Origin of the sequence: Streptomyces sp. NPDC018947, from assembly GCF_044390505.1 — a bacterium.
GTDB lineage: Bacteria > Actinomycetota > Actinomycetes > Streptomycetales > Streptomycetaceae > Streptomyces.
The window spans coordinates 104,206-117,515 of record NZ_JBIRZD010000010.1 but is presented as its reverse complement, the minus strand read 5'-3'; the positions used below and the strand labels follow the sequence as shown (position 1 = coordinate 117,515).

The following is a 13,310-nucleotide window of genomic DNA, read 5'->3' as shown; positions in this document are numbered from 1 at the left end:
GGCCCACCCGGTCAGCCGGGGAGGGGGACGCCCAGGACCGGCAGGAGCCTGGAGGGGCCCGTACCCAGCAGCCACGGGGGGAGCAGGGAGAGCGGGTCCAGGTAGACGTCGCCGCGCAGCAGACCCCAGTGCAGGCAGCCCGCGCAGTGCGAGCCCGCCGGTTCGACCGTGCCCAGTGCCCGGCCCGCCGCGACCTCCTCGCCCTTCTCCACCGCCGCGGTCACCGGTTCGTACGTCGTCCGAAGGGGCGGTTCGCCCGTCCCCGCCAGTTCGAGGGAGACCACGCCCCTCCCCGCGACCCGTCCCGCGAAGGCCACCCGCCCGGCCGCCACCGCCCGCACCGTGGCCCCGGCCGGGGCGGCGAGGTCCACCCCCCGGTGCCCGGGGCCGTAGGGGGTGGCCGGGGGTTCCCAGCCCCGCAGCACGGCGGGCCCGGAACCGACCGGCCAGAACCGGGCGACGGCCGGCACCGCCGGATCCGGCGCCCGAGCGGCGTCCGCCGTCCCCACCGTCGCCGCCGGTGCCGTCCGCTCCTGCCGCGAAGGGCCGGGGACCAGGACGGCCAGCAGCACCGCCACCCACGTACACGCACTCGCACATCGCGTCGCTCGCATGACGGAACCGTCCCGCACCCGGCCCTGCCCCCGTCCGGGCCTGTGGACCGACCGCCGGTTGTGGACAGCCGCGTCACCCGGCACCCCGTGGGTCCCGTACACTTCTGGTGGCGACCCGGGTGACCGGGTCGACTTCGCACGCCCCGACACGAGGCCCTCACCGGGCTCTTGTCAGCGCCCCTCGGTCCCTAGCGGCAGGCGCATCGCGGGCGTCAGGCGCGGGAGCCGTCCGGTTTCCGCGGCACAACCGAGAAATCAAGGAGATACGGCCATGGCCGTCGTCACGATGCGGGAGCTGCTGGAGAGCGGCGTCCACTTCGGTCACCAGACCCGTCGCTGGAACCCGAAGATGAAGCGCTTCATCTTCACCGAGCGCAACGGCATCTACATCATCGACCTGCTCCAGTCGCTGTCGTACATCGACCGCGCCTACGAGTTCGTCAAGGAGACCGTCGCCCACGGCGGCACGGTCATGTTCGTCGGCACGAAGAAGCAGGCGCAGGAGGCCATCGCCGAGCAGGCCACCCGCGTCGGCATGCCCTACGTCAACCAGCGCTGGCTGGGCGGCATGCTCACCAACTTCTCGACCGTCTACAAGCGCCTGCAGCGCCTGAAGGAGCTCGAGCAGATCGACTTCGAGGACGTGGCCGCCTCCGGCCTCACCAAGAAGGAGCTGCTGGTCCTCTCCCGCGAGAAGGCCAAGCTGGAGAAGACCCTCGGCGGTATCCGCGAAATGTCCAAGGTGCCCAGCGCCGTCTGGATCGTGGACACCAAGAAGGAGCACATCGCGGTCGGCGAGGCCCGGAAGCTCAACATCCCGGTCGTCGCCATCCTCGACACCAACTGCGACCCCGACGAGGTCGACTACAAGATCCCGGGCAACGACGACGCGATCCGCTCCGTCACCCTGCTCACCCGCGTGATCGCCGACGCCGTGGCCGAGGGCCTCATCGCCCGGTCCGGTGCCGCCACCGAGGGCAAGGGCGACAAGGCCGCCGGCGAGCCGCTGGCCGCGTGGGAGCGCGACCTGCTCGAGGGCGAGAAGAAGGCCGACGAGGCCGAGAAGCCGGCCGAGGCCGCTGCCGAGGCTCCGGCCGAGGCCGCTGCCGAGGCTGCCGCCGAGGCCCCTGCCGCGGACGCCGAGCAGGCCTGACCCCTCACCCCCTTCGGGTTCTGGACGGCGGGGACCACACAGTCCCCGCCGTCGGCCCGTAGATCTTCAGACTTCGAGAGAGATTCCGGAATCATGGCGAACTACACCGCCGCCGACGTCAAGAAGCTTCGCGAGCTCACCGGCGCCGGCATGATGGACTGCAAGAAGGCGCTGGACGAGGCCGAGGGCAACGTCGAGAAGGCCGTCGAGGCGCTCCGCATCAAGGGCCAGAAGGGCGTCGCCAAGCGCGAGGGCCGCTCGGCCGAGAACGGTGCCGTCGTCTCGATCATCTCCGACGACAACACCTCGGGCGTCCTCGTCGAGCTGAAGTGCGAGACGGACTTCGTCGCCAAGGGCGAGAAGTTCCAGAACGTCGCCAAGGCCATCGCCGAGCACGTCGCCAAGGCCTCCCCGGCCGACATCGAGGCCCTGCTCGCCTCCGAGATCGAGCCCGGCAAGACCGTCCAGGCGTTCGTGGACGAGGCCAACGCCAACCTCGGCGAGAAGATCGTCCTGGACCGCTTCGCGCAGTTCTCCGGCGGCTTCGTGACCGCGTACATGCACCGCACGATGCCCGACCTGCCCCCGCAGATCGGTGTCCTCGTCGAGCTGGACAAGCCGAACGCCGAGATCGCCAAGGGCGTCGCCCAGCACATCGCCGCCTTCGCGCCGAAGTACCTCTCCAAGGAGGACGTCCCGGCCGAGGTCGTCGAGTCCGAGCGCCGCGTCGCCGAGGAGACCACCCGCGCCGAGGGCAAGCCCGAGGCCGCCCTGCCGAAGATCGTCGAGGGTCGCCTCAACGGCTTCTTCAAGGACGCCACGCTGCTGGGCCAGCCCTACGCGCTCGACAACAAGAAGTCCGTCCAGAAGGTGCTGGACGAGGCCGGTGTCACCCTGAAGCGCTTCACGCGCATCAAGGTCGGCATCTGAGTCCGTACCGCGACGGACGCGCGACCCGGGTAGGGTCGACAGCAGTCGTCCGTGCCGTCGCCGTCTGCCGTCGTGCACACGCGCGTGGCGGCGGACGACAGCAGAACTGACGAGGAGGCCATTGCCGCGCACGGGATGCGAACCATCCACCGGCAATGGCCTTCTTCGTGTGTGTGAACCACGTAAAAGAGGCGAGATCTCCATGACCACCAAGGCCGAGAAGAGCGACGACGGCAAAGTACGCGGCCGCTTCATGCTGAAGCTGTCCGGAGAGGCCTTCTCCGGCGGTGGGGGCCTGGGCGTCGACCCCGACGTGGTGCACGCCATCGCCCGTGAGATCGCCGCCGTCGTCCGTGACGGCGCGCAGATCGCCGTCGTCATCGGCGGCGGCAACTTCTTCCGCGGCGCCGAGCTGCAGGTGCGCGGCATGGACCGTGCCCGCTCCGACTACATGGGCATGCTCGGCACCGTGATGAACTGCCTGGCCCTCCAGGACTTCCTGGAGAAGGAGGGCGTCGACTGCCGCGTGCAGACCGCCATCACCATGGGCCAGGTCGCCGAGCCCTACATCCCGCTGCGCGCCGTGCGCCACCTGGAGAAGGGCCGCGTGGTCATCTTCGGCGCCGGTATGGGCATGCCGTACTTCTCCACCGACACCACCGCCGCCCAGCGCGCCCTCGAGATCGACGCCGAGGCGCTGCTCATGGGTAAGAACGGTGTGGACGGGGTCTACGACTCCGACCCGAAGGCCAACCCGGACGCCGTGAAGTTCGACGCGCTCGGCTACGGCGAGGTCATCACCCGCGACCTGAAGGTCGCCGACGCCACGGCCATCACCCTCTGCCGCGACAACGACCTTCCGATCGTGGTCTTCGAGCTGCTGAAGGAGGGCAATATCGCCCGCGCGGTCAAGGGTGAGAAGATCGGCACGCTGGTGGGTGACCAAGGAAGCCGGGACTGACCGGAACACCCCCTGCCCGCGGACGCCACCTGTCCGGGGGACGGACGGGACGGGGCCGGGCCGGGGGATGGACAATGTCCTGCCGGTCGGGAACCGTGCAGGAAGAAGACGCGACGCAGCCGGCCGCAGCTCCGACAGGATCCGCAGCCGGGCCTACTCAAGACACGCAGGAGCAAGTGGTGATCGAAGAGACCCTCCTCGAGGCCGAGGAGAAGATGGAGAAGGCCGTCGTGGTCGCCAAGGAGGACTTCGCCGCGATCCGCACCGGCCGTGCGCACCCGGCGATGTTCAACAAGATCGTGGCCGACTACTACGGCGCGCTGACGCCGATCAACCAGCTCGCCTCGTTCTCCGTGCCCGAGCCGCGCATGGCCGTGGTGACGCCGTTCGACAAGAGCGCCCTGCGCAACATCGAGCAGGCGATCCGCGACTCCGACCTGGGCGTCAACCCCAGCAACGACGGCAACATCATCCGGGTGGTGTTCCCCGAGCTCACCGAGGAGCGCCGCCGCGACTACATCAAGGTCGCCAAGAGCAAGGGCGAGGACGCCAAGGTGTCCATCCGCTCCGTGCGCCGCAAGGCCAAGGACGCCATCGACAAGCTGATCAAGGACGGCGAGGTCGGCGAGGACGAGGGCCGCCGTGCGGAGAAGGAGCTCGACGACACCACCGCCAAGTACGTCGCCCAGGTGGACGAGCTCCTGAAGCACAAGGAAGCCGAACTGCTCGAGGTCTGATGAACGACTCTTCCTGGGCAGCGCCGCCACAAGCCGGGTACTGGGAGCCGTCCGACCAGGGGCCTGTCCAGGGTGCCGCCCCGGCGGGTCCCGCGTACGATGCGCACCACGCGCAGCGGACTCGCCCCATGCCCCTCGTACCCGACGTACCCGAACACGGCGGAGACCAGGACGACCAGGGGGCCGCTCGGCCGAGCGGCCCCCTGTTCCGAGACGAGCCGTTCCGCGACGACACGTATCGCGGCGAGAACCCGTCGGCACAGCCGTATGCGGCGGTGCCGCAGAATGCGGAGCCCATGCCCGACGCCCCTCAGCCGGCACAGCCGCGGCAGCCGGCGCAGCCGCAGAAGAAGAGCGCGGGCCGTGACCTGGGAGCCGCGATAGGGGTCGGTGTCGGGCTCGGCGTCGTGATCATCGCCTCGCTGTTCGTCGTGAAGGCCGTCTTCGTCGGCGTCATCGCGGTGGCCGTCGTGGTGGGCCTGTGGGAGCTGACCACACGGCTCGAGGAGCGCAAGGGCATCAAGGCACCGCTCGTGCCGCTCGCCGTCGGCGGCGCGGCGATGGTGGTCGCCGGGTACGCGCGCGGCGTCGAGGGGGCGTGGATCGCCATGGCGCTCACCGCGCTCGCGGTCCTCGTCTGGCGGATGACCGAGCGGCCGGAGGGCTACCTCAAGGACGTCACGGCGGGCGTGTTCGCGGCGTTCTACGTGCCGTTCCTGGCCACGTTCGTCGCCCTCATGCTCACCGCCGACGACGGCCCGTGGCGCGTGCTCACCTTCCTGCTGCTGACCGTCGTCAGCGACACCGGCGCGTACGCCGTCGGGTGGCGTTTCGGAAAGACCAAGCTGGCCCCGCGCATCAGTCCCGGCAAGACCCGCGAGGGCCTGCTCGGAGCGGTGGCCTTCTCGATGGCCGCGGGCGCGCTGTGCATGCAGTTCCTGATCGACGACGGCTCCTGGTGGCAGGGTCTGCTGCTCGGCCTCGCCGTCGCGGCCAGCGCCACACTGGGCGACCTCGGCGAGTCCATGATCAAGCGGGACCTGGGCATCAAGGACATGGGCACGCTGCTGCCGGGCCACGGCGGCATCATGGACCGCCTGGACTCCCTCCTGCCGACGGCGCCGGTGGTGTGGCTGCTGCTGGTGATCTTCGTCGGCTCGGGCTGACCCGCTGTCGTACTGACGAGGGACCCGTCGCCCCCGGGCGGCGGGTCCCTCGTCGTGTGCGGTGCGCGCCCGGGGAGCCGTCTCCTGCACGCCGGTGCCGTCAGCGGCGCACGCTCCCCTCGGTGTCTGGTGCCTACGCGAGCTGTCCCTGAGCGGCGGAGGCGAGCAGCCCCGCTCCGGCTCCCAGGACGACCAACTGCACCGTGCCCGCAAGACGCCACCCCAGAGCGATAAGGCCACCGCCGGTGACGACCGCGCCGCCGGCGAGGATCCACATTCCCCGCATCGCTTCCCCGGGCGCACCGGGGGGAGCGCCATCGTTGTAGTTGTCGGCCCAACCGGCCATCCCGTACCGGATGACCACCAGCCAAGCGATGACCATGAGGTCGATGACGAGCAGCGCCACGCCGACGCCGACCTGCTCGCCCGTCGACGGCCCACGCCGGGGGCTCATGACGGCCACCGTGCCCACTTCACGTGCCGGCCTGTTGCTCGCATGTCCGTCAGCATGCTGTCGCGGACGGTCGCCGCGCATGAGCACGGGTACTCAGATGAACCCCTGGACCATCCGTTCTCGCCCGAGCCGGTGGCCGGGCGAAGCGGATGTCTCAGACGACGGGGCTTCTGCGTTCGATCAGGACGACGTCGCGCCATACGCCGTGGTGCCGACCGATGCGCTCGCGCGTTCCGACGACGCGGAAGCCGACCTTCTGATGGAGGGCGAGGCTGGCGGTGTTCTCGGGGAAGACGCCGGACTGGATCGTCCAGATCCCGGCGGTCTCGGTGGACCTGGTCAGCTCGCGCAGCAGCGCGGCGCCGACGCCGTGGCCGCGTGCGTCGGGGTGGACGTACACCGAGTGCTCGACGACGCCGGCGTACGCGCAGCGGTCGGAGACCGGTACCGCGGCGACCCAGCCGAGGACCCGGCCCGTGGGGCCCAGGGCGACGTGCCGGTGTTCCGGCAGCTTGGTGGTGTCGAACTCCTCCCAGGTGGGAGCGGTGGTCTCGAAGGTGGCGTCGCCTTCGTCGATGCCGAGCCGGTAGATCGCCAGGACTTGGCCGGCGTGCTCGGCGGTCATCGCGGTGATGCGGTACTCGGGAGCCGTGCTCATGATCGGCTCGCCGGGGCGATCTCGTCGACCAGGCCGCGGACGCGCTTCTCGATCTCGTCGCGGATCGGGCGGACCGCCTCGACCCCTTGCCCGGCCGGGTCGGGGAGCTCCCAGTCGAGGTAGCGCTTGCCGGGGAAGACGGGGCAGGTGTCGCCGCAGCCCATCGTGATCACGACGTCGGACGCCTCGACCGCCTCGACCGTGAGCACCTTGGGCACCTCGGCGGCGATGTCGATGCCCGCCTCCGCCATGGCCTCGACGACGGCGGGGTTGACGGTGTCGGCGGGGGCGGAGCCGGCGGAGCGGACCTGGACGCGGTCGCCCGCGAGGTGGGTGAGGAAGGCGGCGGCCATCTGGGAGCGTCCGGCGTTGTGGACGCAGACGAACAGGACGGACGAGGCGGCGGTGTCAGGCATGGGCGGTGTCTTCCTGGGGCGCAGGGGTGGCGGCCGGGGCGGGGAAGCAGCGGCGTGCGTACAGGGCGACGTACACGAGACCGATCAGTACGGGCACTTCGACGAGGGGGCCCACGACACCGGCGAGGGCCTGGCCGGAGGAGGCGCCGAAGGTGGCGACGGAGACCGCGATGGCCAGTTCGAAGTTGTTGCCCGCAGCGGTGAAGGCCAGCGTCGTCGCGCGTGAGTGGTCCAGGCCGACGGCACGTCCCAGGAGCATCGAACCGGCCCACATGAGCGCGAAGTACACCAGCAGCGGCAGGGCGATGCGGGCGACGTCGAGGGGCCGAGAGGTGATGGCTTCGCCTTGCAGGGCGAAGAGGACGACGATCGTGAAGAGCAGCCCGTACAGGGCGAAGGGGCCGATGCGTGGGACGAACTCGGTTTCGTACCAGGTGCGGCCCTTGGCCTTCTCGCCGATGCGGCGGGTGAGCCAGCCGGCCGCGAGGGGAATGCCGAGGAAGACGAGCACGCTCCGGGCGATCTCCCAGACCGAGACGTCCAGGCCGGTCTGTTCCAGGCCGAGCCATCCGGGCAGCACGGAGAGGTAGAACCAGCCGAGTGCCGAGAACGCGATGACCTGGAAGACGGAGTTCAGGGCGACGAGGACGGCGGCGGCTTCGCGGTGGCCGCCGGCGAGGTCGTTCCAGATGATGACCATGGCGATGCAGCGCGCCAGACCGACGATGATCAGGCCGGTGCGGTAGGCGGGCAGGTCCGGTAGGAGCAGCCAGGCCAGGACGAACATGACAGCCGGGCCGATGACCCAGTTGAGCAGCAGGGACGGCAGCAACAGGCCTGGGTCGCGGGTGACGGTGTCGAGGCGGTCGTAGCGGACCTTGGCCAGCACCGGGTACATCATCACGAGCAGGCCGAGGGCGATCGGCAGGGACACCCCCGTAACGGTCACCTCGGCCAGCGCGTCACCGAGGCCCGGGACCAGGCGGCCCAGGCCCAGCCCGGCAGCCATGGCGGCGAGGATCCAGACGGCGAGGTAGCGGTCGGTGAGGGACAGACGCCCCGCCACGTTCTGGTCGGGTGCGGCAGAGCTCACGAAGCGGCCCCGGCCGGCGCGGTGCGGTCGGGCAGTGGATCGCCCATGGGGCGGGTCAGGATGCTCGCGAGCCGGTCGGTCATCTCGGGGACCAGCCAGTAGTAGACCCAGGTGCCGCGCCGTTCGCAGTCGATGAGACCGGCCTGCCGCAGCAGCTTCAGGTGGTGGGAGATCGTCGGCTGGGACAGGTCGAAGGCCGGGGTCAGGTCGCAGACGCACACCTCGCCGCCCGCCCGTGAGGCGATCATCGACAGCAGGCGCAGCCGCACCGGGTCACCCAGCGCCTTGAACACCTTCGCCAGCTCCACGGCCTGGTCCTCGTCCAGGGGAGCGGTCAACAGTCCGGGGCAGCAGGCCCCGGAGCCGTCGGGCCGGCCGAGTACCACGTCTTGATTCGACATGGCTCTATGTTGACAGCCTTCGATTCAGCGCGCAATCTTGTATTGACAGATATCGAAACAGTCGGATGGGAGCCCTGCCATGTCCCGCGCTCAGCTCGCCCTGCGTGTCAGTGACCTGGAAGCGTCGATCACCTTCTACGCGAAGCTGTTCGGCACCGAACCGGCCAAGCGGCGCGAGGGCTACGCCAACTTCGCCCTCACCGAGCCCCCGCTCAAGCTCGTCCTCATCGAGGGCGCCCCCGGCGAGGAAACCCGACTGGACCACCTCGGCGTCGAGGTCGAGTCCACCGACCAGGTCACCGCGGCCACCGCCCGGCTCAAGGACGCCGGCCTGGCCACCTTCGAGGAGAACGACACGTCGTGCTGCTACGCCCTCCAGGACAAGGTGTGGGTGCACGGCCCCGGCAAGGAGCCCTGGGAGGTCTACGTCGTGAAGGCCGACGCCGACACCCTCGGCAAGAGCGCCGACCTCCATGCCACCGGCGACGGCTGCTGCACCGGCCGGGCCGCCGAGGAGTCTCCGAGCGCCGCGGGATGTGCCTGCGGCCGGTAGCGCACGCTCGGGCCGTCTCCGGGCGGCCCGGCGGTGACCGGTGGCGCCGCTGACGACACCCGCGGGCCACCCGAGTCGATCTGCGACACTGGTACAGCCATGCCTAAGCCCGGAGAACTCACATTCGTCGCCCCGCGCGGAGCCAAGAAGCCGCCGCGGCATCTCGCCGATCTCACGCCCGCCGAGCGCAAGGAGGCCGTCGCCGCGATCGGTGAGAAGCCGTTCCGCGCGAAGCAGCTCTCGCAGCACTACTTCGCGCGGTACGCGCACGACCCCGAGCAGTGGACCGACATCCCCGCCGGTTCGCGCGAGGGGCTGCGGGACGCGCTGCTGCCCGATCTGATGACGGTCGTCCGGCATCTGTCGACCGACCAGGGCACCACCTGCAAGACGCTGTGGAAGCTGTTCGACGGCACGCTCGTCGAGTCCGTGCTCATGCGCTACCCGGACCGGGTGACCATGTGCATCAGCTCCCAGGCGGGCTGCGGCATGAACTGCCCGTTCTGCGCCACCGGCCAGGCGGGGCTCGACCGCAACCTGTCCACCGCCGAGATCGTGCACCAGATCGTCGACGGGATGCGGGCGCTCAGGGACGGCGAGGTGCCCGGCGGCCCGGCGCGGCTGAGCAACATCGTCTTCATGGGCATGGGCGAGCCCCTCGCCAACTACAACCGGGTCGTCGGAGCCATCCGGCGCCTCACCGACCCCGAGCCCGACGGGCTGGGGCTGTCCCAGCGCGGCATCACCGTCTCCACGGTCGGCCTGGTCCCGGCGATCCACCGCTTCGCCGACGAGGGCTTCAAGTGCCGCCTCGCCATCTCGCTGCACGCCCCGGACGACGAACTGCGCGACACCCTCGTCCCCGTCAACACGCGGTGGAAGGTGCGCGAGGTCCTCGACGCCGGGTTCGAGTACGCGGCGAAGTCCGGCCGACGGCTGTCCATCGAGTACGCGCTGATCCGGGACATCAACGACCAGGCGTGGCGCGGTGACCGGCTCGGCCGGCTGCTCAAGGGCAAGCCGGTGCACGTCAACCTCATCCCGCTCAACCCGACGCCGGGCTCCAAGTGGACCGCCTCGCGGCCCGAGGACGAGAAGGCGTTCGTCGCGGCGATCGAGGCACACGGTGTGCCGGTGACCATCCGGGACACCCGGGGGCAGGAGATCGACGGGGCGTGTGGTCAGCTCGCCGCAAGCGAGAGGTAGTCTGACCGGCGTACATCTTCATATTCAGACATCTTCATATTCCGACAGGGGAGCGCCACAGCGCTGAGAGTGCGGCACCGGCCGCAGACCCTCCGAACCTGGCCCAGGTCATTCTGGGTAGGGAGATCGGTCATCACTCGAGCTGTTGCGCCCTGCCCGGGATCCTCGCCAGGGGTCCCGGGCAGGGCCGCGTCTTCTCCTGGTCACCCAGGAGGAATTTCGTGAGCATCACCAAGAAGGCCAGTGCCCTGGTCGTCGGGCTGGGTCTCGTCGGCGGCCTGGCCGCCTGCGGATCGTCCGACGGCGGCGACGAGGGGGCCGGCGGTTCCAAGACCGTCACCCTCGTCAGCCACGACTCGTGGGCCGCGTCCAAGAACGTCATCGCGGACTTCGAGAAGAGCTCCGGCTACAAGGTCAAGGTCCTCGAGGACGGCGACGCCGGACAGGCCGTCAACAAGGCCATCCTCACCAAGGACAACCCGCAGGGCGACGTCTTCTTCGGCGTCGACAACACCCTGCTGTCCCGCGCGCTCGACAACGGCCTGTTCCAGTCGTACGAGCCCAAGGGCTCCGACATGATCCTGCCCGAGTACCGGGCCGACCAGGACAAGCACCGCGTCACGCCCATCGACACCGGCGACATCTGCGTCAACTACGACAAGGCGTACTTCGACAAGCACGAGCTGACCCCGCCGGACTCCTTCGACGACCTGGTCAAGCCCGAGTACAAGAACCTCCTCGTCACCGAGAACGCCGGCAGCTCCTCGCCCGGCCTCGGCTTCCTGCTCGGCACCGCAGCCCACTACGGCGACGCCGGCTGGGAGGGTTACTGGAAGAAGCTGAAGGCCAACGGCGTCCGCGTCGTCGACAGTTGGGAGCAGGCCTACAACGAGGAGTTCTCCGGCTCGTCCGGCGGCAAGAAGGCCGGCGGCGACCGCCCGCTGGTCGTCTCCTACGCCTCCTCGCCGCCCGCCGAGGTGATCTACGCCGACCCCAAGCCGGACACCGCGCCGACCGGCGTCGCCACCGGCACCTGCTTCCGCCAGGTCGAGTACGCGGGCCTGCTGAGCAACGCGAAGAACCCCGAGGGCGGCAAGGCACTGCTGGACTTCCTGGTCAGCAAGGAGTTCCAGGACGACATGCCGCTGAACATGTTCGTCTACCCGGTGCGCGAGGGGGCACAGGTCCCGCCGGAGTTCCGGAAGTTCGGTCCGCAGGCCGAGCACCCGCAGACCCTGGCCCCGGAGAAGATCGCCGACAACCGTGACCAGTGGGTCAAGTCGTGGACCTCGCTCCTCCTGAAGTGACCAAGACCGCCGGGCCCGTTCCCCTGCGGCGGCGGGGGAACGCGGCGCGGCTGGCCCTGATGGCCGGCCCCGTCGCGTTCTTCGCGGTCTTCTTCGCCTACCCCGTCGCCGCGATCGTCGCGCGCGGACTGGAGGCCGACGGCACCTGGCGCCTCGGGCGCGTCGTGGACGTCCTCGCCCAGCCCGACATCCGGCACGTGCTGTGGTTCACCACCTGGCAGGCCCTCGCCTCGACCGCGCTCACCCTGCTGATCGCGCTGCCCGGAGCCTATGTCTTCGCCCGCCTCGAATTCCCCGGCAAGCAACTGCTGCGGGCCGTGGTGACCGTCCCCTTCGTGCTGCCGACGGTCGTCGTGGGCACGGCGTTCCTGGCCCTGCTCGGCCGCGGCGGGCTGCTCGACGAGCTGTGGGGCGTACGGCTGGACACGACCGTGTGGGCGATCCTGCTCGCGCACGTCTTCTTCAACTACGCCGTCGTCGTGCGCACCGTCGGCGGGCTGTGGGCCCAGCTCGACCCGCGCCAGGAGGAGGCGGCGCGGATGCTCGGCGCGTCCCCCCTGACAGCCTGGCGGCGGGTTACCCTCCCGGCGCTCGCGCCCGCCGTGGCCGCCGCCGCGCTGATGGTCTTCCTGTTCACCTTCACCTCCTTCGGCGTCGTCCAGATCCTCGGCGGCCCCACCTTCTCCACGCTGGAGGTGGAGATCTACCGGCAGACCTCGCAGGTCTTCGACCTGTCCACGGCCGCCGTGCTGACGCTGATCCAGTTCGCCGCCGTCTGCGCCATCCTCGCCGTGCACGCCTGGACGGTACGGCGGCGCGAGACCGCCCTGCGGCTCGTGGACGCCTCCCGCACCGGGCGCCGGCCGCGCGGAGCCGGGCAGCGGGCGCTGCTGGCGGGCGTGCTCGCCACCGTCGCCGTCCTCGTCCTGCTGCCCCTCGCCGTACTGGTCCAGCGGTCCTTCGGCGACGCCGGACTCGGGTACTACCGCGCCCTGGCCCACGAGGACGGCGGCACCTTCCTGGTCCCGCCGATCGCCGCGGTCGGCAACTCCCTGCAGTACGCCGTCGCCGCCACCGCCGTCGCCGTGCTCGTCGGAGGTCTGGCCGCCGCGGCCCTCGCCCGCCGGGACGCGGGCCATCTGGTGCGCGGCTTCGACGCGCTGCTGATGCTGCCGCTCGGGGTGTCCGCCGTCACGGTCGGCTTCGGGTTCCTGATCGCGCTGGACGAGCCCCCGCTGGACCTCAGGTCCTCCTGGATCCTGGTGCCGCTCGCCCAGGCTCTCGTCGGCGTCCCCTTCGTCGTACGGACCATGCTGCCGGTGCTGCGCGCCGTGGACGTACGGCTGCGGGAGGCGGCGGCCGTGCTCGGGGCGTCGCCGTGGCGGGTGTGGCGGGAGGTGGACCTGCCGATGGTGCGGCGGGCGCTGCTCGTGGCGGCCGGATTCGCCTTCGCCGTGTCGCTGGGGGAGTTCGGGGCGACCGTGTTCATCGCGCGTCCCGACAACCCGACGCTCCCGGTCGCCGTCGCGCGGCTGCTGGGGCGGCCGGGGGACATGAACTACGGGCAGGCGATGGCCCTGTCGACGATTCTGATGGTGGTGTGCGCCGTGGCCCTGGTGGTGCTGGAGCGCCTGCGGACCGACCGGAGCGGGGAGTTCTAG

At 70.5% G+C, this 13,310-nt stretch carries 15 protein-coding genes and 1 riboswitch; of the genes, 9 read left to right on the top strand and 6 right to left on the bottom strand.

Annotation, left to right across the window (positions count from 1 at the left end):
• Positions 1-11: 11 nt before the first annotated feature.
• Entirely contained in the window at positions 12-614 is a 603-nt protein-coding gene (locus tag ACH499_RS20210; protein WP_399017336.1) for a peptidoglycan DD-metalloendopeptidase family protein, read from the bottom strand.
• Between the two features lie 271 nt (positions 615-885).
• Here ACH499_RS20210 and rpsB point away from each other — a divergent pair, with 271 nt between their 5' ends.
• From rpsB to ACH499_RS20185, 5 genes are all read left to right on the top strand, one after another.
• On the top strand, positions 886-1,767 hold the full coding sequence (gene rpsB, locus ACH499_RS20205; RefSeq protein WP_399017334.1) for a 30S ribosomal protein S2: 882 nt from the start codon (positions 886-888) through the stop codon (positions 1,765-1,767).
• 93 nt (positions 1,768-1,860) lie between these two features.
• Positions 1,861-2,697, top strand: coding sequence for a translation elongation factor Ts (tsf, locus tag ACH499_RS20200; protein ID WP_356200801.1), 837 nt, complete (start codon positions 1,861-1,863; stop codon positions 2,695-2,697).
• Positions 2,698-2,899: 202 nt separating this feature from the next.
• Positions 2,900-3,658, top strand: a complete 759-nt coding sequence (pyrH, locus tag ACH499_RS20195; protein ID WP_356200803.1) for a UMP kinase — start codon at positions 2,900-2,902, stop codon at positions 3,656-3,658.
• Between the two features lie 179 nt (positions 3,659-3,837).
• Positions 3,838-4,395, top strand: coding sequence for a ribosome recycling factor (gene frr, locus ACH499_RS20190; protein WP_356200805.1), 558 nt, complete (start codon positions 3,838-3,840; stop codon positions 4,393-4,395).
• Positions 4,395-5,561: a phosphatidate cytidylyltransferase gene (locus ACH499_RS20185; protein ID WP_399017332.1), complete on the top strand. Its 1,167-nt coding sequence runs from the start codon at positions 4,395-4,397 to the stop codon at positions 5,559-5,561. The genes frr and ACH499_RS20185 overlap by 1 nt, the downstream gene beginning before the upstream one ends.
• A 133-nt stretch (positions 5,562-5,694) precedes the next feature.
• On the opposite strand, the gene ACH499_RS20180 is transcribed toward ACH499_RS20185, so the two are convergent.
• From ACH499_RS20180 to ACH499_RS20160, 5 genes are all read right to left on the bottom strand, one after another.
• The gene (locus ACH499_RS20180; protein WP_399017330.1) at positions 5,695-6,015 is read right to left on the bottom strand and encodes a hypothetical protein; all 321 of its coding nucleotides are present in this window, start codon (positions 6,013-6,015) and stop codon (positions 5,695-5,697) included.
• A 154-nt stretch (positions 6,016-6,169) separates the two neighbouring features.
• A complete protein-coding gene (locus tag ACH499_RS20175) occupies positions 6,170-6,673 on the bottom strand; it encodes a GNAT family N-acetyltransferase (protein WP_399017328.1) in 504 nt (167 codons plus the stop codon).
• Entirely contained in the window at positions 6,670-7,089 is a 420-nt protein-coding gene (locus ACH499_RS20170; RefSeq protein ID WP_356200810.1) for an arsenate reductase ArsC, read from the bottom strand. The genes ACH499_RS20175 and ACH499_RS20170 overlap by 4 nt, the downstream gene beginning before the upstream one ends.
• Positions 7,082-8,182 (bottom strand): ACR3 family arsenite efflux transporter, encoded by a 1,101-nt coding sequence (gene arsB, locus ACH499_RS20165; RefSeq protein WP_399017326.1) that lies wholly within the window; start codon positions 8,180-8,182, stop codon positions 7,082-7,084. Before arsB ends, ACH499_RS20170 begins: the two co-directional genes overlap by 8 nt.
• Complete coding sequence (locus ACH499_RS20160; RefSeq protein WP_399017324.1) at positions 8,179-8,583, bottom strand: ArsR/SmtB family transcription factor; 405 nt, start codon at positions 8,581-8,583, stop codon at positions 8,179-8,181. Before ACH499_RS20160 ends, arsB begins: the two co-directional genes overlap by 4 nt.
• A gap of 79 nt (positions 8,584-8,662) precedes the next feature.
• Between ACH499_RS20160 and ACH499_RS20155 the strand changes: the two genes are divergently transcribed.
• From ACH499_RS20155 to ACH499_RS20140, 4 genes are all read left to right on the top strand, one after another.
• Entirely contained in the window at positions 8,663-9,136 is a 474-nt protein-coding gene (locus ACH499_RS20155; protein ID WP_399017322.1) for an ArsI/CadI family heavy metal resistance metalloenzyme, read from the top strand.
• A 99-nt stretch (positions 9,137-9,235) separates the two neighbouring features.
• Complete coding sequence (gene rlmN / locus ACH499_RS20150; protein WP_399017320.1) at positions 9,236-10,342, top strand: 23S rRNA (adenine(2503)-C(2))-methyltransferase RlmN; 1,107 nt, start codon at positions 9,236-9,238, stop codon at positions 10,340-10,342.
• A gap of 36 nt (positions 10,343-10,378) precedes the next feature.
• A riboswitch (TPP riboswitch) is annotated at positions 10,379-10,484 on the top strand.
• A gap of 79 nt (positions 10,485-10,563) precedes the next feature.
• A complete protein-coding gene (locus ACH499_RS20145) occupies positions 10,564-11,649 on the top strand; it encodes a thiamine ABC transporter substrate binding subunit (protein ID WP_399017317.1) in 1,086 nt (361 codons plus the stop codon).
• Positions 11,650-11,708: 59 nt separating this feature from the next.
• Positions 11,709-13,310, top strand: a complete 1,602-nt coding sequence (locus ACH499_RS20140; RefSeq protein WP_399017499.1) for an ABC transporter permease — start codon at positions 11,709-11,711, stop codon at positions 13,308-13,310.